The sequence below is a fragment of the Streptomyces fractus genome, from assembly GCF_049844455.1.
Lineage (GTDB): Bacteria > Actinomycetota > Actinomycetes > Streptomycetales > Streptomycetaceae > Streptomyces > Streptomyces fractus.
Window position 1 is genome coordinate 3,438,624 of record NZ_JBMYHI010000002.1, and the last position, 22,422, is coordinate 3,461,045.

13 protein-coding genes are annotated in these 22,422 nt (G+C 72.4%); 6 read left to right on the forward strand and 7 right to left on the reverse strand.

The features are described from left to right. Position 1: 1 nt before the first annotated feature. On the forward strand, positions 2 to 1,033 hold the full coding sequence (locus ACP4E5_RS17285; RefSeq protein WP_425829649.1) for a LuxR family transcriptional regulator: 1,032 nt from the start codon (positions 2 to 4) through the stop codon (positions 1,031 to 1,033). 135 nt (positions 1,034 to 1,168) lie between these two features. Here ACP4E5_RS17285 and lon read toward each other — a convergent pair whose 3' ends face one another. Further along, complete coding sequence (gene lon, locus ACP4E5_RS17290) at positions 1,169 to 3,574, reverse strand: endopeptidase La (protein WP_425829651.1); 2,406 nt, start codon at positions 3,572 to 3,574, stop codon at positions 1,169 to 1,171. 195 nt (positions 3,575 to 3,769) lie between these two features. Between lon and ACP4E5_RS17295 the strand changes: the two genes are divergently transcribed. The 5 genes from ACP4E5_RS17295 (at position 3,770) to ACP4E5_RS17315 (ending at position 11,658) form a co-directional block, all read left to right on the forward strand. Then, positions 3,770 to 4,852: a DUF3626 domain-containing protein gene (locus ACP4E5_RS17295; protein ID WP_425829653.1), complete on the forward strand. Its 1,083-nt coding sequence runs from the start codon at positions 3,770 to 3,772 to the stop codon at positions 4,850 to 4,852. Positions 4,853 to 4,915: 63 nt separating this feature from the next. Further along, positions 4,916 to 5,617 (forward strand): spermine/spermidine synthase domain-containing protein, encoded by a 702-nt coding sequence (locus ACP4E5_RS17300; RefSeq protein ID WP_425829655.1) that lies wholly within the window; start codon positions 4,916 to 4,918, stop codon positions 5,615 to 5,617. A gap of 93 nt (positions 5,618 to 5,710) precedes the next feature. Continuing rightward, positions 5,711 to 6,448, forward strand: coding sequence for a response regulator transcription factor (locus tag ACP4E5_RS17305; RefSeq protein WP_266714016.1), 738 nt, complete (start codon positions 5,711 to 5,713; stop codon positions 6,446 to 6,448). Then, positions 6,445 to 7,587: a HAMP domain-containing sensor histidine kinase gene (locus ACP4E5_RS17310; protein ID WP_425829658.1), complete on the forward strand. Its 1,143-nt coding sequence runs from the start codon at positions 6,445 to 6,447 to the stop codon at positions 7,585 to 7,587. Before ACP4E5_RS17305 ends, ACP4E5_RS17310 begins: the two co-directional genes overlap by 4 nt. 240 nt (positions 7,588 to 7,827) lie before the next feature. Then, the gene (locus tag ACP4E5_RS17315; protein ID WP_425829660.1) at positions 7,828 to 11,658 is read left to right on the forward strand and encodes a multifunctional oxoglutarate decarboxylase/oxoglutarate dehydrogenase thiamine pyrophosphate-binding subunit/dihydrolipoyllysine-residue succinyltransferase subunit; all 3,831 of its coding nucleotides are present in this window, start codon (positions 7,828 to 7,830) and stop codon (positions 11,656 to 11,658) included. An 80-nt stretch (positions 11,659 to 11,738) separates the two neighbouring features. On the opposite strand, the gene fxsT is transcribed toward ACP4E5_RS17315, so the two are convergent. The 6 genes from fxsT to ACP4E5_RS17345 form a co-directional block, all read right to left on the reverse strand. Next, a complete protein-coding gene (gene fxsT, locus ACP4E5_RS17320) occupies positions 11,739 to 14,750 on the reverse strand; it encodes an FxSxx-COOH system tetratricopeptide repeat protein (protein WP_425829662.1) in 3,012 nt (1,003 codons plus the stop codon). A gap of 141 nt (positions 14,751 to 14,891) precedes the next feature. Beyond that, positions 14,892 to 16,322: an aKG-HExxH-type peptide beta-hydroxylase gene (locus tag ACP4E5_RS17325; protein WP_425841421.1), complete on the reverse strand. Its 1,431-nt coding sequence runs from the start codon at positions 16,320 to 16,322 to the stop codon at positions 14,892 to 14,894. An 8-nt stretch (positions 16,323 to 16,330) separates the two neighbouring features. Continuing rightward, complete coding sequence (locus ACP4E5_RS17330; protein ID WP_425829664.1) at positions 16,331 to 17,551, reverse strand: FxsB family cyclophane-forming radical SAM/SPASM peptide maturase; 1,221 nt, start codon at positions 17,549 to 17,551, stop codon at positions 16,331 to 16,333. A gap of 139 nt (positions 17,552 to 17,690) precedes the next feature. After that, positions 17,691 to 17,867: an FxSxx-COOH cyclophane-containing RiPP peptide gene (gene fxsA, locus ACP4E5_RS17335; RefSeq protein WP_425829666.1), complete on the reverse strand. Its 177-nt coding sequence runs from the start codon at positions 17,865 to 17,867 to the stop codon at positions 17,691 to 17,693. A gap of 33 nt (positions 17,868 to 17,900) precedes the next feature. Then, positions 17,901 to 21,263, reverse strand: coding sequence for an SAV_2336 N-terminal domain-related protein (locus ACP4E5_RS17340; protein ID WP_425829668.1), 3,363 nt, complete (start codon positions 21,261 to 21,263; stop codon positions 17,901 to 17,903). A gap of 4 nt (positions 21,264 to 21,267) precedes the next feature. Then, positions 21,268 to 22,296: an AAA family ATPase gene (locus ACP4E5_RS17345; RefSeq protein WP_425829670.1), complete on the reverse strand. Its 1,029-nt coding sequence runs from the start codon at positions 22,294 to 22,296 to the stop codon at positions 21,268 to 21,270. Positions 22,297 to 22,422: the final 126 nt, after the last annotated feature.

Sequence of the window (22,422 nt, forward strand, 5' to 3'; positions counted from 1 at the left end):
GATGACACCGGCTGGGCACGACGACGCGCAATGGCGGGCCCTCGGCCTCGGCGAGAGCGAACTGAGGGTCTACGAGGCGCTGCTCGGCGCCGCCGACCTCGACTCACGGGCGGCGCTCGCCCGCGCGACCGGGCTGCCCGCGCGCCGGGTCTCGGACGCCCTCGGCCATCTCGCGGAGCGCGGCTGCACGCTGCCGCCGCCGAGCGGCGCCGCCCTCCCGCTCGCGGTGCCCCCGGCCACGGCGCTGCGCAACCTGATCCACCGGCACCAGGCGGAACTGCTGCGCCGCTCGGCGGAGTTGGAGGACCTGACGGGAGCGGTGGACCGGCTGGCGGCCGGGCTACTGACCGCCACGCCCGCGGACGTCCGGGCGATGGGCATCGAAACGGTGCGCGGCGGCCGGGCCATCGCGGAGCGCGTCGCGGCGATGCTGGCCTCCGCCACCACGGACGTGGCGCTGCTCGACCGTCCGCCGTACGCCTCCAGCCAGCCGGACGGCATGCCGACGCCGCTCGACGTGGCGGCCCCGGTGCGGCGCGGGGCGCGGGTGCGGGTGGTGGTGGACCGGGAGGGCCTCACGTTCGCGGGGCGCGCGCGGGGCCTCAACGACCTTGCCACGCAGGGCGTTCAGATCCGGGTGGGCAAGGACCTGCCGACGAAGCTCTTCACGGTGGACCGCAGGGTGACCCTGCTCCCGCCGACGGACGCGGCGGACCCGACGGCCTCGGCCCTGGTCGTCGGCGACTCCCTGCTCAGCCACGCCCTCGTCCCGCTCTTCGACGCGGTGTGGGAGCGGGCGGTGCCGATCGGCGCGGACTCCCCCGACGGCGACATCACTGACGAGGACCGGGAGTTGCTCACCCTCCTGGCCTCGGGCCTCAAGGACGAGGCGATAGCCCGCCGCCTCGACGTCCACGTCCACACGGTGCGCCGCCGCATCACCCGCCTGATGACAATGCTGAACGCCCAGACACGTTTTCAGGCGGGGGTGCGGGCGACGCTGAGGGGCTGGCTGACTTCATCGAGCCCCTGAGGCGATTGACCCTTTCAAGCCCCTGCGGCGATTGAGCCTTTCAAGCCCCTGCGACGGTTGAGCCTTTCAAGCCCCTGCGGCGATTGAGCAGCGGGGTCCGGGGCAGAGCCCCGGGACCCCGGCCCCGTCGCAGGCTCAGGCGGCCACCGGCACCGCCACATCCGCCGGCACCAGCGCCAGCTCAAGCACCTGCCGCACATCGTTCACCGGGTGCACCTCCAACTTCTCCAGCACCTCCGCAGGAACATCGTCCAGGTCCGCCTCGTTCCGCTTCGGGATGATGACGGTCGTGATCCCGGCCCGGTGCGCGGCCAGCAGCTTCTGCTTGACGCCACCGATCGGCAGCACGCGCCCGGTCAGCGACACCTCACCGGTCATCGCCACGTCCGTGCGGACGAGCCGCCCGCTCAGCAGGGACGCCAGCGCCGTCGTCATCGTGACGCCCGCGCTCGGCCCGTCCTTCGGGACGGCGCCCGCCGGGAAGTGGATGTGCGCGCCGCGCTCCTTCAGGTCGGCGACGGGCAGCTCCAGTTCGGCGCCGTGCGAGCGCAGGAAGGAGAGCGCGATCTGCGCCGACTCCTTCATGACGTCACCGAGCTGACCTGTGAGGGTCAGGCCCGCCGCGCCCGTCTCCGGGTCGGCGAGCGACGCCTCCACGAAGAGCACGTCACCACCGGCTCCGGTGACCGCGAGCCCCGTCGCCACGCCCGGCACGGACGTGCGCCGCTCGGCCGGGTCCTGCGCCGACTCGGGCACATGGTGCGGCCGCCCGATGAGCCCGCGCAGATCGCCCTCGCCGACGGTGAACGGCAGCTCCCGCTCGCCCAGTTCGTGCTGTGCGGCCACCTTGCGGAGCACGCGTGTCACGGACCGCTCCAGGTTGCGGACGCCGGCCTCGCGCGTGTACTCGCCGGCGAGCTTGCGCAGGGCGTCGTCGCCGATGGTGACCTCGTCGACCGCGAGCCCGGCGCGGTCCAGCTGGCGCGGCACCAGGTGGTCGCGGGCGATGGTGACCTTCTCGTCCTCGGTGTAGCCGTCGAGGCGGACCAGCTCCATGCGGTCGAGCAGGGCCTCCGGGATGGCCTCCAGGACGTTCGCGGTGGCGAGGAACACCACGTCGCTCAGGTCGAGTTCGACCTCCAGGTAGTGGTCGCGGAAGGTGTGGTTCTGTGCCGGGTCGAGGACCTCGAGCAGCGCCGCGGCCGGGTCGCCGCGGAAGTCGGAGCCCACCTTGTCGACCTCGTCGAGGAGGACCACCGGGTTCATCGATCCGGCCTCCTTGATGGCGCGCACCACGCGGCCCGGCAGCGCGCCCACGTACGTACGCCGGTGGCCGCGGATCTCCGCCTCGTCCCGTACGCCGCCGAGCGCGACGCGGACGAACTTACGGCCCATCGCGTGCGCCACGGACTCGCCGAGCGAGGTCTTGCCGACGCCGGGCGGGCCGACGAGCGCGAGCACGGCGCCGCCGCGCCGCCCGCCGACCACGCCGAGGCCACGGTCCGCGCGGCGCTTGCGCACGGCCAGGTATTCGGTGATGCGCTCCTTCACGTCGTCCAGGCCCGCATGCTCGGCGTCGAGGACGGCGCGGGCGCCCTGGATGTCGTACTCGTCCTCGGTCCGCTCGTTCCACGGCAGTTCGAGGACGGTGTCGAGCCAGGTGCGGATCCAGGAGCCCTCGGGCGACTGGTCGCTCGCCCGCTCCAGCTTCTCGACCTCCTTGAGCGCGGCCTCGCGGACCTTCTCGGGCAGGTCGGCGGCCTCGACGCGGGTGCGGTAGTCGTCGGACTCCTCGCCCTCGCCCTTCTCGCCGTTCAGCTCGCGCAGCTCCTTGCGGACGGCGTCGAGCTGGCGCCGCAGCAGGAACTCGCGCTGCTGCTTGTCGACGCCTTCCTGGACGTCCTTGGCGATGCTCTCCGCGACGTCCTGCTCGGCGAGGTGGTCGCGCAGGTGCTGGGTGGCGAGCTTCAGCCGCTCCACCGGGTCGGCGGCTTCGAGCAGCTCGACCTTCTGGGCGGTGGTGAGGAACGGCGAGTAGCCGGAGTTGTCGGCGAGCGCGGACACGTCGTCGATGGCCTGGACGCGGTCCACGACCTGCCAGGCGCCGCGCTTCTTGAGCCAGTTCGTGGCGAGCGCCTTGTATTCCTTGACGAGTTCGGTGACGGCGCCGGGCAGGGGGTCCGGCACCTCTTCCTCGACGGTCAGGCCCTCCACCCACAGGGCGGCGCCGGGCCCGGTCGTACCGGCGCCGATGCGCACACGGCCGACGCCGCGGATGAGCGCGCCGGGGTCGCCGTCGGCGAGGCGGCCGACCTGCTCGACGGTGCCGAGCACGCCGGTGTTCGCGTACGTCCCGTCGACGCGTGGAACAAGCAGCACCTTCGGCTTGCTGGGTCCAGTACGCGCGGCGGCCTGCGCGGCCTCCACTGCGGCTCGTACGTCGGTGTCGCTGAGGTCCAGGGGCACCACCATTCCGGGCAGCACGACCTCGTCGTCGAGCGGCAGCACGGGCAGGGTGAGCGGTGTGGACGTCGAAGCCATGATCTCCCCTTTGGCAGTCAAGTTGAGTTACAAGGACTCAATGCTCGACAGCTCCCAGATGTTCCGCCATGGGCGTTCGCTATCAGCGATCACACCTACCGGGCCCCGCGCCTCAATCGCCGGCGGGGCTTTATCCCCCCCTGTGGCGTATCAATTCCTTTGCCCAGGTCGGCGGAACGCGCCGAGACTGGGGCGATGGACGCCACCGTGCTCACGCTCACCACCGCGCAGGGCGCCGCCCTGCGGCAGGTGCGCGCGGCGGGACGGGCGGGGCTCGCCGGGGCGCACGCGCGGCTGAGGGGGCACGGGGTCACTGAGGACGAGGCCGACGCGCTCATCGCGACGCTGCGCGCGCACGCCCGCGTCACCCTCAACTTCCACCCGGACCGCGTCCCGCCCGGAACCGGCCCCCGCGCCACCGTCGCCGAGCGCCTCACCGCGGACGGCGTCTACCGCAGCCAGTACGAGACGGGCCTGTCGAACGGGAGCCGCAGCGCGCACACGGGCGGGCTGCGGGACAACTGGGAGCACGCACTGTTCGGCGGGGCGTACCAGCGGGCCGCCGCCTCCGAGCGCCCCAAGTACGGGGCCCTGAACCTGATGCGGCACGCGGACGGGGGCGCACCGCGGTTCGGGGCGTGCCACGTGCAGTTGCGGCAGGAGGTCGGCGAGCGGGCCACGTTCTGCTTCGGCGACAGCCACGTCGGCCCGGCCGACATCGGCACGCTCGACGCCCTGCACCCCGTGCTCGCCGCCGTCGTGGCGGACGCCGCCGCAAGCGGGCAGTCGCTCGGTGTCGCGGGGGCCGACCCGGTCGCGGAGATCCGCGCGCTGCCGCATGCCCGACCCCGGCCCCCGGGGCGCTCGCTCGACTTCTACGTAGAGGCCCAGGTGCACGGCGACATCCACCTGGCCAGGGACGCGGAGGCGCTCGTCCTCGACCCGTCGTACCGCGGCACCCGCACGGGCAGGCACCTCGAAGGCCTCGGGGTCCCGGTCGAGTGGCACCCGGGGTTCGTGCTGCACCCGGCAGGTCTGGAGGACGAACTCGCGGCCTTCCGCGGGCCCGCGCTGCCCTCCGTCGCGGCGCGGGTGAGCGAGCGGTTCGCCGACGGGGGCGGGATCGACGCCGCCGCGATCGGGCGCGCGGCGGCCTCCGCCGTCACGTCTCCGCTGGACTGGGCCGCGTACGGCGATCCGGATGAAGTCCTGCAGTACATCAAGCAGTTGTGGCACTGCGTGGCCCGGTTCGGGGTTCCCGCGGATCACCCTCTGTGACGAGCGCCATGTGAGACGTGGGCCACAGAAAATGCCCGCGGGCCACCCGCACCGTCGGCCACAATGGCGGCCATGACGACCCTGCACCACCCCGATCCACCCGTCGTCCTCGATCGCCGCGAAGGCCCGTTCGGCGAGGTGGTCCTGCGCCGTCACGGCGACCTGCTCCAGATCATCGCCAACGGCACGTTCCTGATGGACACCTCCGACGGCCGCTCCGAGCGGCGGCTCGTCGACTCGGCGCTCTCGGCGCTCGCGGCACTGGACGGGCGCGAGAAGCCGCGCGTCCTCATCGGAGGCCTCGGCGTCGGCTTCTCCCTCGCGCACGCGGCCGCCGACCCGCGCTGGGGCCGCATCACCGTCGTCGAGCGGGAGCCCGCGATCATCGACTGGCACCTGCGCGGCGCGCTGCGCGAGCTGTCCGCGAAGGCGCTCGCCGACCCTCGTACGGACATCGTCGAGGCCGACCTCGTACGGCATCTGCGGACGACCACGGACACCTACGACGCGCTCTGCCTCGACATCGACAACGGTCCCGACTGGACCGTCACCGAGGACAACGACACCCTTTACGGACCGTCCGGCCTCGCCGCCTGCAGGGACCGACTCGACCCGGGCGGTGTTCTCGCCGTATGGTCCGCACAGCCGTCAGCAAATTTCGAAGAAACCTTGCGGAATGCCGGATTCCAGGCGGTGCGCACCGAAGAGATCCCGGTTGTCCGGGGCGTCCCTGACGTGGTGCACCTCGCACTGAGGCCCACGTAGCCGACCGGCGGTAACTCCCCGTACGCTGACGTCCGAAACCCGATCATTCAAGCGTCAAGCGCGTCACGACGGCGCGCACTCAGGGGCGGGGCGATGGAGCAGACACACACCTCCCACAACACCACCACGACGACTCAGGGAGCCCAGCGACGGGTCCTGGTCGTCGAGGACGATCCGACCATCGTCGATGCCATCGCCGCCCGACTGCGTGCCGAGGGATTCCTCGTGCAAACCGCGCAGGACGGACCGGCGGCGGTGGACACGGCCGAGGCCTGGCAGCCCGACCTGCTGATCCTCGACATCATGCTGCCCGGCTTCGACGGCCTGGAGGTCTGCCGCCGCGTGCAGGCCCAGCGCCCGGTGCCGGTCATGATGCTCACCGCGCGCGACGACGAGACGGACATGCTGGTGGGACTCGGCGTCGGCGCCGACGACTACATGACCAAGCCGTTCTCCATGCGGGAGCTGGCGGCGCGCGTGCACGTGCTGCTGCGCCGGGTCGAGCGGGCCGCACTGGCGGCCACGACGCCGCGCAGCGGCATACTGCGGCTCGGCGAGCTGGAGATCGACCACGCGCAGCGCCGCGTGCGGGTCAGGAGCGAGGACGTGCACCTCACTCCCACCGAGTTCGACCTCCTCGTGTGCCTGGCGAACACGCCGCGCGCGGTCCTCTCCCGTGAGCAGCTGCTCGCCGAGGTGTGGGACTGGGCGGACGCCTCGGGCACCCGCACCGTCGACAGCCACATCAAGGCGCTGCGCCGGAAGATCGGCGCGGAGCGCATCCGCACCGTGCACGGCGTGGGCTACGCGCTGGAGACGCCGAACCCGTGAGCGGCGGGGACCGGAACCGGGCATCGGGCGGGCGGCCGCACCGGCCGCCGTTCAACCCTCAGTGGGCGTCCGGCGGTCTGCGCCCCTTCTCCGTCAAGGCGAAGCTCGGCACGCTCGTCGTCGTCTCCGTCTTCATCACCACGGGCCTGCTCATGGTGGCGATGTACACGGCGACGGAGCTGCGCTTCATCACGGTGTTCTCGATCATCGCCACGCTGCTGATCACGCAGTTCGTGGCGCACTCGCTGACGGCCCCGCTCGACGAGATGAACACGGTCGCCCGGTTCATCTCCAACGGTGACTACTCGCGCCGGGTGCGCGGCGCGGGCCGGCGCGACGAGATCGGCGACCTCGCGGTCACCATCAACCGCATGGCCGACGAGCTGGCGGCCCAGGACCAGCAGCGCAAGGAGCTCGTGGCGAATGTCTCGCACGAGCTGCGCACGCCCATCGCGGGCCTGCGCGCGGTTCTGGAGAACGTCGTCGACGGCGTGATGTCCGCCGATCCCGAGACGATGCGCACGGCGCTCAAACAGACGGAGCGGCTCGGCCGCCTCGTCGACACGCTCCTCGACCTGTCCCGCCTGGACAACGGCGTCGTCCCGCTGAAGACGCGCCGCTTCGAGGTCTGGCCGTATCTGTCGGGCGTCCTGAAGGAGGCCAACATGGCGGTCTCCCAGCGCGCCGGACTCGCCTCCGGCTCCGGCACCCATACGCGTACGGACGTCCATCTGCACCTCGACGTCTCGCCGCCCGAGCTGACGGCGCACGCCGACCCGGAGCGCATCCACCAGGTCGTCGCGAACCTCATCGACAACGCGGTGAAGCACTCGCCGCAGCACGGTCGCGTCACCGTGCTCGCCCGCCGCGGCCCCTACCCCGAGTCGCTCGACCTCGAGGTGCTCGACGAGGGCCCGGGCATCCCGCAGTCCGAGTGGCACAGGGTCTTCGAGCGCTTCAACCGGGGCGATGCCGACTCCGGCGGTGACAAGGGCAAGGGCGACGGCGGCACGGGCCTCGGCCTCGCCATCGCCCGCTGGGCCGTGGAACTGCACGGCGGACAGATCCGGGTGGCCGAATCCGCTCGGGGCTGCCGGATCAAGGTCACCCTTCCGGGAGAGCCCGGAACGCAAAGTTGACGTAGGGTTTCGGTCAGGCAAGGGTCAAGAGCGCGCCGGGCACACACGAACACGCCGGGCGCGCATCCGAACGTTCCGAAACCCCGCTTGTTTCCCGCCATTTCCCGGCCCGAAACGCGACTTCCGATGTGACTTACGTGACGGATGACCGGCCCGGCCTGCACGTCCCGCGAATGGAGGCGTAGCCTTTATTCCCGCTGTCCATCACCTTGTGAGAAGCGGAAGAGGGCGGTTACCGCCGTGTCGCCACAGTCCCCCAGTAACTCGAGCATCTCCACCGAGACCGACCAAGCCGGGCAGGGTAAGAACCCTGCGGCCGCCTTCGGCCCCAACGAGTGGCTCGTCGACGAGATCTATCAGCAGTACCTCCAGGACCCGAATTCGGTTGACCGAGCCTGGTGGGACTTCTTCGCCGACTACAAGCCAGGTGCCGCGGCCGCGGGGGCCGCGACGACCCCGAAGCCGGCCGAGAAGCCCGCGGCCCCGGCCGCACCCGCAGCCCAGGCCCCCGCCGCGCCCGCGCAGCCCGCAGCCGCAGCTCCCGCACAGGCTGCCGCCGCGAAGCCCGCCGCGTCCCCGGCTCCGGCCGCGCCCACCGCGCCGAAGTCCGCCGCCGCGCCCGCTCAGGCCGCGAAGCCTGCCACTCCCGCACCGAAGAAGGCTGAAGAAGTGACGACCGAGGCCCCTGCCGGCCCCGAGCTCGTGACGCTGCGCGGCCCCGCCGCCGCCGTCGCGAAGAACATGAACAAGTCCATCGAGGTCCCCACGGCGACGTCCGTGCGCGCGGTCCCGGTGAAGCTGCTGTTCGACAACCGCATCGTCATCAACAACCACCTCAAGCGCGCCCGCGGCGGGAAGATCTCCTTCACGCACCTCATCGGGTACGCGATGGTGCAGGCCATCAAGGCCATGCCGTCGATGAACTACTCCTTCCAGGAGAAGGACGGCAAGCCGACGCTGGTCAAGCCGGAGCACATCAACTTCGGCCTGGCCATCGACCTCGTGAAGCCCAACGGCGACCGTCAGCTGGTCGTCGCGGGCATCAAGAAGGCCGAGACGCTGAACTTCTTCGAGTTCTGGCAGGCCTACGAGGACATCGTCCGGCGCGCCCGCGACGGCAAGCTCGGCATGGACGACTTCACCGGTGTCACGGTCTCCCTGACCAACCCCGGCGGCCTCGGCACCGTCCACTCGGTCCCGCGCCTGATGCCCGGACAGTCGGTCATCATGGGCGTCGGCTCGATGGACTACCCGGCCGAATTCCAGGGCACGTCCCAGGACACCCTGAACAAGCTCGGCATCTCGAAGGTCATGACGCTCACGTCGACCTACGACCACCGGGTCATCCAGGGCGCCGCCTCCGGCGAGTTCCTGCGCATCGTCGCGAACCTCCTCCTCGGGGAGAACGAGTTCTACGACGAGATCTTCAAGGCCCTGCGGATCCCCTACGAGCCGGTCCGCTGGCTCAAGGACATCGACGCCTCGCACGACGACGACGTCACCAAGGCCGCCCGCGTCTTCGAGCTGATCCACTCCTACCGGGTCCGCGGCCACGTCATGGCCGACACCGACCCGCTGGAGTACCAGCAGCGCAAGCACCCCGACCTGGACATCACCGAGCACGGCCTGACGCTCTGGGACCTGGAGCGCGAGTTCGCCGTCGGCGGCTTCGCCGGCAAGTCGATGATGAAGCTGCGCGACGTCCTCGGCGTGCTGCGCGACTCGTACTGCCGCACCACCGGCGTCGAGTTCATGCACATCCAGGACCCGAAGCAGCGCCGCTGGCTGCAGGACCGCATCGAGCGGCAGCACGCCAAGCCGGAGCGCGAGGAGCAGCTGCGCATCCTGCGCCGGCTGAACTCGGCGGAGGCCTTCGAGACCTTCCTGCAGACCAAGTACGTCGGCCAGAAGCGGTTCTCCCTGGAGGGCGGCGAGTCCGTCATCCCGCTGCTCGACGCGGTCATCGACTCCGCCGCCGAGAACCGCCTCGACGAGGTCGTCATCGGCATGGCCCACCGCGGCCGTCTGAACGTCCTGGCGAACATCGTCGGCAAGTCGTACGCGCAGATCTTCCGGGAGTTCGAGGGCAACCTCGACCCGAAGTCGATGCACGGCTCCGGCGACGTGAAGTACCACCTGGGCGCCCAGGGCACCTTCACCGGCCTGGACGGCGAGCAGATCAACGTCTCGCTGGCCGCCAACCCGTCCCACCTGGAGACGGTCGACCCGGTCATCGAGGGCATCGTCCGCGCCAAGCAGGACATCATCAACAAGGGCGGCACGGACTTCACGGTCCTGCCCGTCGCCCTGCACGGTGACGCGGCCTTCGCGGGCCAGGGTGTGGTCGCCGAGACGCTCAACATGTCGCAGCTGCGCGGCTACCGCACGGGCGGCACGGTCCACATCGTCATCAACAACCAGGTCGGCTTCACCGCCGCCCCGGAGTCCTCGCGCTCCTCCATGTACGCCACGGACGTGGCCCGCATGATCGAGGCGCCGATCTTCCACGTGAACGGCGACGACCCCGAGGCCGTCGTCCGCGTTGCCCGTCTGGCCTTCGAGTTCCGCCAGGCGTTCAACAAGGACGTCGTCATCGACCTCATCTGCTACCGCCGCCGCGGTCACAACGAGTCGGACAACCCGGCGTTCACGCAGCCGCTGATGTACGACCTGATCGACAAGAAGCGCTCGGTGCGCAAGCTCTACACCGAGTCCCTCATCGGTCGCGGCGACATCACCCTCGAAGAGGCCGAGCAGGCGCTCCAGGACTTCCAGGGGCAGCTGGAGAAGGTCTTCACCGAGGTCCGCGAGGCCGTCTCGCACCCGGCCGCGGCCGAGGTGCCGGACCCGCAGGCCGAGTTCCCGGTGCAGGTGCAGACGGCGATCTCCCAGGAGGTCGTCAAGCGCATCGCCGAGTCCCAGGTCAACATCCCCGACCACGTCACGGTGCACCCGCGTCTGCTGCCGCAGCTGCAGCGCCGCGCGGCCATGATCGAGGACGGGACGATCGACTGGGGCATGGGCGAGACCCTCGCCCTCGGCTCGCTGCTCCTGGAGGGCACGCCGGTCCGGCTGTCCGGCCAGGACTCGCGCCGCGGCACCTTCGGTCAGCGCCACGCGGTCCTCATCGACAACAAGACGGGCGAGGACTTCACCCCGCTCCTCTACCTGTCGCCGGACCAGGCCCGCTACAACGTCTACGACTCGCTGCTCTCCGAGTACGCGGTCATGGGCTTCGAGTACGGCTACTCGCTGGCGCGCCCCGAGTCCCTCGTGATGTGGGAGGCGCAGTTCGGTGACTTCGTCAACGGCGCGCAGACCGTCGTCGACGAGTACATCTCGGCCGCCGAGCAGAAGTGGGGCCAGACGTCCGGCGTCACCCTCCTGCTCCCCCACGGCTACGAGGGCCAGGGCCCGGACCACTCGTCCGCGCGCGTGGAGCGCTTCCTCCAGCTCTGCGCCCAGAACAACATGACGGTCGCCATGCCGACGCTGCCGTCGAACTACTTCCACCTCCTGCGGTGGCAGGTGCACAACCCGCACCACAAGCCGCTGGTGGTCTTCACGCCGAAGTCGATGCTGCGCCTCAAGGCCGCCGCGTCGAAGGTGGAGGAGTTCACGACGGGCGGCTTCCGCCCGGTCATCGGCGACACCGAGGTCGACTCCGGTGCGACGGACCCGAAGGCCATCAAGAAGGTCGTCTTCGTCGCGGGCAAGCTGTACTACGACCTCGAGGCCGAGCGGAAGAAGAGCGGCGTCACCGACACCGCGATCATCCGCGTCGAGCGCCTGTACCCGCTGCCGGGTGCCGAGCTCCAGGCCGAGATCGCCAAGTTCCCGAACGCCGAGAAGTACCTCTGGGCGCAGGAGGAGCCGGCGAACCAGGGTGCCTGGCCGTTCATCGCGCTCAACCTGATCGACCACCTGGACCTGGCCGTCGGCGCCGACATCCCGGGCGCCGAGCGCCTGCGCCGCATCTCGCGGCCGCACGGCTCGTCCCCGGCGGTCGGCTCGGCCAAGCGTCACCAGGCGGAGCAGGAGCAGCTGGTGCGCGAGGTGTTCGAGGCGTAAGCCCCGAAGAAGCACAGCGAGCAAGGCCGAAGGCCCGGTCCCTTTCGAGGGGGCCGGGCCTTCGGCCTATCGGGGTGCGCTCACGTCACCTGTGGTTCGAAGTCCCAGTACGGCCGGTTGCGGGCCCGCGCCGACACGGTGTGGATGTGCTGCTTGCCCAGCGTCGCGGTCAGGTCGGACAGCGCCTCCTGCTCGGTCTTCTCCGCCTCCTGCCGGTCGCCGAGGCCCCGCAGGTCGGCCGCGTGCGCGACGCGCGCCGTGAGGGTGAGCGGGTGCGTACGGCCGAGGGTCTCCGTCGCGCGGGCGGCGGCCGACCTGCTGAGGGCGGCCGCGGACTCGGTGTCGCCGACGAGGTTGCGCAGGGCGGAAGCGTTGACGGCGCAGCCCACGGTCCACGGGTGGTTCTCGCCGACCGCCGCGGCCATGTCGGTCATCGCCTGCTCGATCAGCGCGTGCGCCTGGTCGCGCTCGCCCACGCTGCGCAGGATCAGCGCGTGGTTGGCGCGGCCTCCGGCGATGAAGGGGTGCCCTTCGGCGAGCCTCTGCTCGTAACGCGCGAGGACGTACTCGCTGGTCTCCCGCGCCTGGTCGATGTCGCCGTGCTCGCGGGCGAAGCAGCTGTGGCTGACGGCGGCCGCGAGCGTCTGCGGGTCGTTCTCCCCGAGCTGCCGCTCGTAGCGCTCACGTACGCGGGTGAACAGCGGGCCCGCCCGGCCGTGGTCGCCGAGCCGGTACAGGCACTGCGCGAGGTTGTGCTCGGCGAGCAGCGTCTGCGGGTTGTCGCCGCCCATGACGAGGCGGTACTCCCGCACGTTCTTCCCCTGCATGGACTCGGCCTCGGTGTAGCGGCCGAGGAGGCGCAGGTTCGTCGCGTAGTGGATCTCGGAGAACAGCGCCCAGGGGTGGCGGCTCTTCAGCAGCAGCCTGCGCGCCTCAAGGGTGCGCCGGTCGATGTCGAGGCTCTCCTTGTAGCGGCCGAGCAGGCGCAGCGCGAACCCCAGGTTGTTCAGCGCGTTGAGGGTCCGGGAGTCCTGCTCGCCGAGCAGGTCGCGGTAGGCCGGGTACAGCCAGTCATACAGCTCGCGCGCCTCCTCGTAGCGGCCGAGGCCCCAGAGGTCGGCGCCGCGGCCCATGTTGGCGCGCAGATAGTCCAGGTCCTGCTCGCCGCGCTCCGCCAGCAGATGGTCGACCGCGATCCTTCCGATCTCCTCGGCGCGCTCGTACTCGCCGGCCGCGCGCAGCAGGTTCGACAGGTGGTACGAGAGGTCCCAGATCCGCTGGTGGGTCTCGCCGAGCCGGCGCCGCCACGTGGCGAGGGCGCGCTCGCCGAGCTTGATGCCGGAGACGTACTCGCCCGTGAAGTACATGTAGCGCAGGCAGTTGAGGACCATGTTCTGGACCTTGCGGTCCTTGCTGTGCAGGACGTCGGCGTACTTCAGGTGCGGCACGATCGCCGCGTACTCGTCCCACAGGCGGGTGTCGGTGGCCCGGCCGGGATCGGCGGCGGCGAGCGCCCTGCGGACGACGTCGATGAACTCGCGCCGGTCCTCGTCGGGCATGTCCTTGTGCACGATCTGGTGGACCATGCGGTGCAGGTACAGGGACTCCCCGGCGGCCCCGGACTCGTCGCCCACCGTCTCGTGCGACTCCAGGCGGACGACGGAGTACTGACGCAGCTGGTTGATCGCCTTGTTCCACAGCAGCGGGTCGTTGAGCAACCCGGCGACCTGCTCGGGGAGTTCGTCGTGCGGCATCTCCCGCAGAAGGCGTACGGGGATGAAGCCGGGAGCGAAGAACGTGCACAGGCGCAGCAGGTCGATGGACTCGGGAACGGTCTCGCGCAGCTTGTTGAGCAGGATCGACCAGGCGGTCTGGAAGGCGACCGGGAAGTCCGCGGAGACCTTGACGACGTCCTGGTCGATGCCGCCTTCGAGGAGCCCGATGTACTCCTCGACGGACATGTCCGAGTCGTTGAGCCAGCCGGCCGTCTGGTCGAGCAGCAGCGGCAGGTCCTCCAGGGCCTCGGCCAGCTGGTCGGCGTCCGGTTCCGAGAGCCGGGGCGCGCGGCGGCGGATGAAGGCCACGGACTCGTCGCGGGAGTAGACCGGCACCTCCAGGAGCTTGCTGTTGTGCTCGGTCCACTCGGGGTTCCGGGAGGTGATCAGGACGTGTCCCGGTCCGGTGGGCACGAGGTCCCAGATCTGGTCGGGTTCGTCGGCGCCGTCCAGGACGAGCAGCCAGCGTCCGTAGGGGTCGCCCCGGCGCAGCGAGTCGCGCACGGCGCGCAGCCGCTCGCCGTACTCGGGCCCGGTGGACAGGCCGAGCTTCGGGGCGAGTTCGGCCATCAGACGGCGGTACGTGACCCGGCCCTCGGCGTTGACCCACCACACGACGTCGTACTCGGAGCCGAAGCGGTAGACGTACTCGGCGGCGAGCTGTGTCTTGCCGACCCCGGACATGCCGTGCATCGTGAGGACGCCCGCGCCGGACTCGGCGCCCTGGAGCAGGTGGTACGCCTCGTTGAGCAGCGGCTCGCGGCCGGTGAAGCGCGTGTTGCGGCGCGGTACGCCGCCCCACACCTCGGGCATGGAGGCGGGGAAGCGCGGCCCGCGCCGCTCGCCGGTGGGAAGCTCGGGCAGCGGGTCCGTAGGGAGGTCGAGCCGGTCGAGCAGGCGGCGCTCTGCCTCGTCGGCGCCCATGTTGGTGAGCTGCGTCGCGGCCAGCACGGTCGTCGCGGTGGGCAGCGGCGCGGTGGTCACGGAGACGGCCGCGAACCGGGCGGCATCGGGGGCGACGATCCGGCGCAGCGCCGCGTTCCACTCCTCGTGGGTGCGCGGGCCGAGCTGGAAGTACCACTCGCTGACGATGACGAGGACCCGGCCCTCGGCGAGCAGCAGGTCGCCCAGGAGGTCGGCGAGCGGTACGTCGGCGCGGGAGTCCCAGCGCGCGTACACGACCCGCAGGCCGCGCCGCTCGAGCCGGTCCCCGATCCAGGCCGCCCAGGCCCGGTTGAACCCGGCGAAGCTGATGGTGACCGTGGATTTCCCGGCCCCCTTGCCGGTGGCTCCGACCGGCCTACGGATTGCAGACATGCAGCGGCCTCCCGGCACGTAATGGTAGAACCTCGGCACGACACCGCGACAGGGACGGGACGGCCCTGCCCCGGCTCCGCGCGCCGTGCCCGTGTCCCTTCCCGTCCATGCCCAGATCTTCGCCCCAACCGGGCGTGAATATCACCCAGTTGACCGCATCCGGCGTGCGGCGAACAGGGTACGGGCCGCGTCGACGTAGGCACGCGCGCGTGCGGTGTGTCCGCGGGGCGGCGGGTGCTCGTCGAGCCGTTCGTACGTGGCGACCATCTGGTCCACGAGGCGCCGCCCCTGCGGGGTGAGGTCCGTCGAGCCGACGACGGCGGGGAGCGCGGCTCCCACCTGCTCCTTGCAGCGCGCGTGCACGGCCCACGCCGACTCGCGCTCGGCGATGCCGCCGACGCGGAGCGCGCGCCGCTGGAAGAAGTCGGCGAGCGCCAGATGCGAGTAGGCGCCCTGGAGCAGCCCGTCGAAGGGGCGCGGGTCGGGGCGCCAGGGCGCGAAGTAGCGGGCCGCGCCGCCCGCCCGGTGGAGCGGCACCAGCTGGGCGACCGCGAGGAGCTTGGTGTGCTGGAGCTCGTGGACGAGGGTCGCCGCGAACACCGGGGCCGTGGGCGGAGTGCTGCTGAGGACGGCGCCGAAGGCCTCGCGCCGGGTGCCGCTGCACGTGCCGGCCGTGGCGTCGTGCGGGTCGGAGCCGGGCGGCGCGGTGAGCGGCACGAGGCAGCGCAGCAGGGCGACGGCCTCGTTGAGCCGCTGTTCGCCGCCGAGGAGCAGCTCGACGGCGGTGCCCGACCAGGCCTGCAGCCAGCGCTTGCGCTCGGCGTCGTCGAGGGCCAACGGCTCGCCCGCGCCCCGGTAGTGAGCGCTGCCCTCCGCGCCGCGGTACGGGTCGAGATCGTCGAGCGGGGTGGGGTCCACGCCCGCGGTGAGACCGGGGAGGGCGTACGCGGGTGTCCAGGCGGGGTCGTCGGACCAGGCTCCGGTGCCGCGCTCCAGGCGGACGACGACGGGGGCGGAGCCGCGACCGCGGATCTTCAACTGGCCGTATTTGTACGTGACTTCGTACGCCGTGTCGTCCGGCGCCGACGTGTGCAGCGCCCCGAGCGAGGGCAGCCCGAGGACTCCGTCGCGAGCCGTCATGCGGACGCTGAAGGAGACGCCCGCGCGGGCGGCGGCCGCGGCGGCGATCGCGCTGAAGTGGGCGAGTTCCCGGGTGAGTTCGCGGCTGCGCCCGTGCGCTCCGGGCCGGGTGGGATCGGTGCGCAGCAGCGCCAGGCAGCGCTGGGCCCAGGGACCCGCCAGGGGGTGCAGGAGGCGTTCGCGGGCGGGCGAGTCGGCGGGCCGCGGGGTCGTGGCGTCCGCCGCCTCCATGAGCGCCCAGTCCTGGCGGAGGCGCCTGCGGGCGGGTGGCGGGCAGAGCCGTGGGTCCGCTTCCGTCGCGGCGTCGAGCACGGCGCGCAGCGTGAGCAGTCTGTGGGCGTCCTGGGCGCGGACGAGGAGCGTGAGGGCTTGGGGGCCGCCTTCGGTGCGGCCGAGTTCGGTCAGGGCGTGGTCCGGGATCGCCGGAAGCATGACGGAGGTCAAGGGGAGTCCCCTTCGGGGTGGGCGGCGGGCACCGTGTCCGCGGTGAGCACCGCCGCCACATGACGGATGAAGCGCTGCAGGTCCGCGCAGTACACGGACGGGTTCGCGAACCCGTGTCCCGCGCGGTAACGGTGGGCGTACTGGCCACCGCCGCAGACGTCGAGCAGCGGGCAGGCCCGGCAGTCGGCGGCGAGCGCGGCGGCGCCCGCCTGCCGGGCCGCGACGGCGGGGTGGGCGAGCGCCGCGTCGAAGTCGTGCCGGAAGACGTCGAGCCCGGTCCACGCCGCGCCTTCGTAGGCGGACTTGAGCGAGTCGACCTGCTCGATCGTCCCGTCCGTCTCGACGACGACGGCGTCGAACGGGGCGAGGCCGAGCGGTTCGACGGCCGAGGGCAGGCCGAGGAGCAGCGCCAGGCACTCCTCGAAGAGGCGCACCCGCGTCTCCCGGTGTCCGGCGCCCCACCACCGGTCGAAGGCGGCGCACAGCCAGCCGCCGTACACGGTGCCGCTCGGCTCCCAACCGGGCGGTGGTGCCGACCAGTTGCCGTGCGGCAGGAGCAGATCGAGCGTCGGCGGGCGGAGCGTGAGCAGCGACTCGTACGTCTCCACCGGGTCCTGCGCGGGGTCGATCACGGCGAGGATCCCGGCGTACGCGTCCGGGAAGCGCTCGGCGACCAGGCGCGCGCCACGGGTGGCTGCGGCCCAGGACGGGCGTCCGGCCCGGTCGACCCGGCGTGCGTTGTGGACGGGCAGGCCGCCGTCGAGGCTGATGCCGACGCGGACGCCGTGCCGGTCGAGGTCCGCGAGGCGCCGCTCGGTGAGCAGGGTGGCGTTGGTCTGTACGACGGCGTGCACCTCGCAGCCCGTGGGGGCCCGCTCGCGGACGAGGGCGGTGAAGCGGCCGAGCGTCGCGGCGCCCGCGAGCAGAGGTTCGCCGCCGTGCAGGACGAGCGAGAGATGCGGGAGTGCGTGTACGCGCGCGTGCTCGGCGATCCTGGTCGCGGTGCGGTCGAGGACCTCGGGTGACGCGGCGGCGGGGCGGGTGCTCCAGGTGTGGTCGGGGCCCTCGTACAGATAGCAGTAGCGGCAGGCGAGGTTGCAGCGGCCGTGCACCTTCACGACGAACTGCCGGAAGGGAGCGGGCCGTTGATGTGGCTCCCGTGCGGCGGCGGCCCCCTCGGGGACTCCAGCGACTCCAGCCACTCCGGTACCCCCCATACCGTGCGCCCGCAGAACGGGCTCGCGCGTACGGGGCGCCTTCCCGGTGGGGCGCGCGGCACAAACGTGGTCTGTTCAACGTTGTCCGGTTCGTTCGCGCGGGGCGGCCGAAACCAGCTCCGCGCGCGACCGTGCCGCGTCAGAGCGCGCTGTTGAACCCCCAGAGCATCTCGCCCGGCCGCTCCTCGCGCTCTCGCAGATCCGCCAATACCGCGTCAAGGACGGGGTGTTGAGCCTCGCGCAGTCCGGCGAGGCTCAGGGCGGTGAGGTCCGGGCACGGTTCGGCCGGCTCCTGGCTCGGCTCCTGTGCGTCCATGGCGTTCCCCTCTCCCCGGCCGACGGCCCGGTGTCAGTTCAGCTCGGCAAGGCGCTCCGCTGTCTGCCACGCCGTCGGTCCGCTCCTGGTCACGTTGTCCTCGGGCAGCCTCGACCACTCGCGGCGTGCCGCCCGATAGGCCTCGCGGGCGGCACGCGGGCGCGCCGCCGCTTCGTAGGACATACCCCGCAAGTGGTGTGCCTGCGCGCCGAGAAGGACGGCTTCGTTGCGGGACCGGTCCGTATCGGCCTCCCGCTCGGCGCCGCGGGCCGACTCGGCGGCGTACCGGAACGCGTCCACCGCCTCGTCGAGCCGGGCCGGGCGGTCGAGGCTGCGGAACACCTCGAACTTCACCTGGCCGAGCTCCAGCCAGCTGCGCGCGGCCGGCAGGAAGTCGTCCGCCTCCGCGGCGGCGAGACCCAGGAGGTACTCGGCCTCGCGCAGGTCTACGCGGTCCCCACGCGCGCGGTAGCGCAACATCAGGGCGCGGCCGAGCAGCAGCAGCCGGTGGGCGAGCCGCGCGCTGCCCGCCGGGGTCTGGGCGCGGCAGTCCCGCAGCACCCGGATCGCCCGCGACAGCGCGTCCTGCTCGGCGGGCGTGGCCGGTTCGGCGCCCGCCCTGCACAGCAGTACCTCGCCCCACTCGGCGAGCGCGTCCGCGTGGTCCGCGGAGTCCCTCGGCATCCAGTGCGCCGCCTGCTCGAAGTGGCGTGCGGCCTCCTGCAGTTCGCGCGGGTCGCCGGACTCCGCGTGCCGGGCCCGGGCGACGCGTGCGGCCCGCAGCAGGACCGCGGCGCGCAGCCGCTGGTCGTGGGCCGCCGCGAGCGCCTCGTCGACCCGTGCCGCCGCCTCGTCGAGGGCGTCGCCGGAGACGAGCAGGGCGTCCACCAGGTCGAGCAGCACCCGCACCCGTGGTACGCCGCCCGGGTCCTCCGCCTCGCCGGTCAGGGCGGCGTGCAGCGAGACGGCGGCCTGCTCCGCGTACTTGACGGCCTGCTCGCCGTCGGCCGCCGCACTGGACAGCCTGAGCAGGATCCGGCCGTGGGCGAGCGGGAGTTCGGGCGGTTGGCTACGGCCCTGCCAGGTGTCGACGAACGCCTCCAGCATGCCGACCGCGCCCTGGAGCAGCGCGCTGTCGCCGCCGAGCCGCCACTGCGCCTCCAAGGCTCCTACGCGTTCCAGGGTGAGCCGTAGCGCCTCCTGCTCCGCCAGGTCGGGCGCCGAGCAGGCCACCGCGTACTCGCGGTCGGCCCTGCGCAGGAGTTCGAGCGCGCCGGTCCGGTCGCCACGGCGCCTGCGGTCGGTGGCGGCGGTGGAGAGCACGCGCGCGAGGACGGCACGTTCGCGCAGCGCGTGCGGGTGGGCGGCGGCGCTCTCGGCCGCCTGCTCGGCCTCGCGCAGGAGCTCCGCCCCGCCCTGCACCTCCCACAGGCGCAGCACACAGTGGGCGTACTCGGCCCACAGCTCGAAGTCCCGCTCCGTGGGCGGCTCGTGCTCGGTGGCACCGCGCAGCAGCTGCACCGCGTCGATGAGGTCCTGCACCATGCGCTCGGCGTCGAAGCGCGCGGCGAGCGCGCGGGCGCGGGTGACGGCGGGGTGGGTGGGCCGCGCCTCCCGCGGCTGCCCGTCCTGTCCCGGGCGCCCGTACAGCGCGAACTGTTCGGGCAAGGGCATGAAGCGCTCCAGGACTCGCGCGGCGACCTCGGCGAAGGGCTGCGGGACCAGGTCGACGCCGTTCGCCCCGACGTCACCGTTGTCGCCGCCGACGGTGTGCGGGGGCCGGTATCCGGTGCCGGACGCGCGCCCCGCTCCCCCGTCCTCCTCGCCGACGCCGATGCCGCCGCCGACGCCGCCGTCGCCCAGCTGGGCCAGCGCGAGGGCGGGGAAGTTGGGGCCGCCCTTGCCGAAGCGGGCCTCTATGTACTCCGAGCAGTGCTTGAGGACCAGCACGGCCTCGTCCCTGCCGAGCGGACCGAGCAGCGACTCCTGCACGCCCGGCGCGAACTCGTACCACTGCACGCCCTCGCCGCCGTTGTCCTCCTTGGCCCGGGTGAGCAGCCCGCTGAGCAGCACCTCGGCCAGTTCGGACGGGCCGGAGCCGGGCAGCATGGTCCGCTGCACCAACTGCATCACCGGCAGGCACAGCGGGGCCGCCGCCAGGAATCCGGCGAGCCGGCTCGCGTCGGGTGAGGCGGTGGAGCGGAACCGGGAGACCAGTTCGAGCACCGAGGGTCGCTGCGCCTGGCGCCCCGCCGAGGCCCGCCGCTGGTCCGCCCTGACCCAGCCGACGGCCCCCGCGACCGGCCCCGCGCCGGCCCCCGACAGGAGCCTCGCCCAGGCGCCGAGCGCCATCGGTTCCGGCGGAAGGACGGGCACCGGGAGCGCGCCCGCGCGGCCCGGCGCCGACGGCCCCGCGACCGTCCGCACGCGCAGCGCGGCGGCGCCGCCCAGGGCCTCCCCGCGGCTCAACTCCCCGTACGTGACCGGGAGCCGGGTCCGGTTCCACATGCGCTGCGGCAGGAGCCGGTGGGCCCGGCCGCTGCGCCACAGGGGGCCCGCGCAGTCGCTGACGAGGAGGGTGACCTGGCGGCCCGACGGGTCGCTGAGCCGGTCGGCGGAGTGCAGCGGCGCCCCGTACAGCTCGGGGCTGCGGCTGACGGCGGCCTGCGCGTCCGGGCCCTCGTGCAGATAGCTGACCTGGATGTCCCAGAAGGCGCCCAACTGGCCGAAGACCTGCTCCAGTTCAGTGAACATCCGGTCCCACACGCGCATCGACGAGGAGGCGTCCATCACGAGACTCAGCCGTGCGTCCGCGCGGGTCACCGCGCGGAACACGGGCAGGACGAGGCCGCCCGCGCGCGCGGTGCGCTCCGCGGTCGCCGTCTCGTCGAGCACCGAGCGCAGCGGCGGCGCGGCGCTGCGGTAGCCCTGCAACGGCCTGAGGGCGCGCTGGAGTTCGAGCGGAGCGGGGAACGCGGGCGCGGCCGGGACGCCCACCGGGAGCGGAGAGGCGCGGCCGGTCCCACGCGCGCGTCCATTGCCGGAGCGCGGCACGGGGTACAGGGCGACGCGCCGGTCGCCGCCCTCGTCGTACACCTGGGGAGCGGGCCGCTCGGGCTCGCGCTCCTCGGGCACGGGGTGCGGGGTGGCCGGTACCTGCGTCGGCCGCGGCCCTTCGTAGGCGGGCCGCTCGCCGGGGACGGGCTCCTGCCGCTCCGTGGGCCGCGCCGGGCGCGCGTAGCGGGCCAGCCACAGCGCGTCGCACAGCCCTTCGGCGTCGGGGTCGAGCCCGATCTGCCGCAGCCTGGCGATGAGTTCGGCGACGGGGTCGCCGCCCTGGCGTCCGGGCTCCGAGGGCGAACCGGGACCCTGACGCGCCGTCGCGTCGGGAGTCACCGCTTCACCTCGGGCGGTCGAGTCGCTGGATCAGGAGGTCGGCGAAGGATTCGCGGCTGGTGGGGGCGGCCGCGTCGGTCAGATAGATCGCGTTCAACAGCTGGTCGGTGGCAAGGAGTTCACTACGGGAACGCTCCAGGAACCGATTGATCAGATCGTCGCCCGCGCGTGCCGCCTCGTCTCCGAGGTGGGCGCGGACGAAGGTGGCGAGCCGGTTGTGGTCGGGCCTGCCGAGTTCGAGGTGGATGCAGCGGCGCATCAGCGGTGCGGGGAAGTCGCGCTCGCCGTTGCTGGTGAGCACGACGAAAGGGAAGGCGTTGCAGCGCACCCGGCCGTCACGGACGCGTACCTTGACGCCGTCGGAGGTGAGTACTTCCGCCTCTCCGCCCGGTAACCGGTCGGCGACCCGCTCCAGTTCGGGTATCGCGAACTCGCCCTCCTCCAGGACGTTCAACAGGTCGTTGGGCAGGTCGATGTCGCTCTTGTCGAGCTCGTCGATGAGCAGCACGCGCGGCGTCGGCGACGGCAGCAGCGCGGTGCCCAGCGGTCCGAGCCGGATATAGCTCCCGATGCCCTCGACGGCCCCCGGCGACCCGGCCGCGGAGCCGAACCCGCCCTGCGCCGCGATCTGCACGTCCTGGAGGCGGGCGATCGCGTCGTAGTGGTAGAGGCCGTCCGCGAGCGTGGACCGGCTGACGATGGACCACCGCAGTACGTTGCCCAGACCCAGCTCGTACGCGACGGAGTGCGCGAGGGTGCTCTTGCCCGCGCCGGGGCTTCCGGTGACGAGCAGGGGGCGGCGCAGGTACAGCGCCGCGTTGATCATTTCGAGTTCTTCGGCGCCGGGCCTGTGCAGCTCCGCCAGGTGCCGGTGCGCGCCGAGCCTGCGGTCCTCGGAACCGTCCCCCGCGGCCGACGCGTCGCCGGACCGCCCCGAGAAGTCGCGCCAGGGCGGCGGCGGGGGCAGGCGGTCGAGGCCCTCGTGGGGTTCGCCGGCGCCACGGTAGATGAGCCACTCACTGGATTCGGTCATGATCCGGTCCTCGTCGTCACTCGTCCAGCGGGGCAGTCGAAGGGACGTGCTTCACGGTATCGATGGTTGGTGGCGCTGGTAAGGGCTCCGTGGGGAGCTGGCCTGAAGGTCTCTGTGACGGCCCGT

Excerpts from the sequence above, each read along its gene's own strand:
- ACP4E5_RS17325 (WP_425841421.1), bottom strand. The coding sequence starts at position 16,322 with ATGCTTCCGGCGATCCCGGACCACGCCCTGACCGAACTCGGCCGCACC.
- fxsA (WP_425829666.1), bottom strand. The coding sequence starts at position 17,867 with ATGGACGCACAGGAGCCGAGCCAGGAGCCGGCCGAACCGTGCCCGGAC.
- ACP4E5_RS17295 (WP_425829653.1), top strand. The coding sequence starts at position 3,770 with ATGGACGCCACCGTGCTCACGCTCACCACCGCGCAGGGCGCCGCCCTG.
- fxsT (WP_425829662.1), bottom strand. The coding sequence starts at position 14,750 with ATGTCTGCAATCCGTAGGCCGGTCGGAGCCACCGGCAAGGGGGCCGGG.
- ACP4E5_RS17285 (WP_425829649.1), top strand. The coding sequence starts at position 2 with ATGACACCGGCTGGGCACGACGACGCGCAATGGCGGGCCCTCGGCCTC.
- ACP4E5_RS17345 (WP_425829670.1), bottom strand. The coding sequence starts at position 22,296 with ATGACCGAATCCAGTGAGTGGCTCATCTACCGTGGCGCCGGCGAACCC.
- ACP4E5_RS17330 (WP_425829664.1), bottom strand. The coding sequence starts at position 17,551 with ATGGGGGGTACCGGAGTGGCTGGAGTCGCTGGAGTCCCCGAGGGGGCC.
- lon (WP_425829651.1), bottom strand. The coding sequence starts at position 3,574 with ATGGCTTCGACGTCCACACCGCTCACCCTGCCCGTGCTGCCGCTCGAC.
- ACP4E5_RS17305 (WP_266714016.1), top strand. The coding sequence starts at position 5,711 with ATGGAGCAGACACACACCTCCCACAACACCACCACGACGACTCAGGGA.
- ACP4E5_RS17300 (WP_425829655.1), top strand. The coding sequence starts at position 4,916 with ATGGCGGCCATGACGACCCTGCACCACCCCGATCCACCCGTCGTCCTC.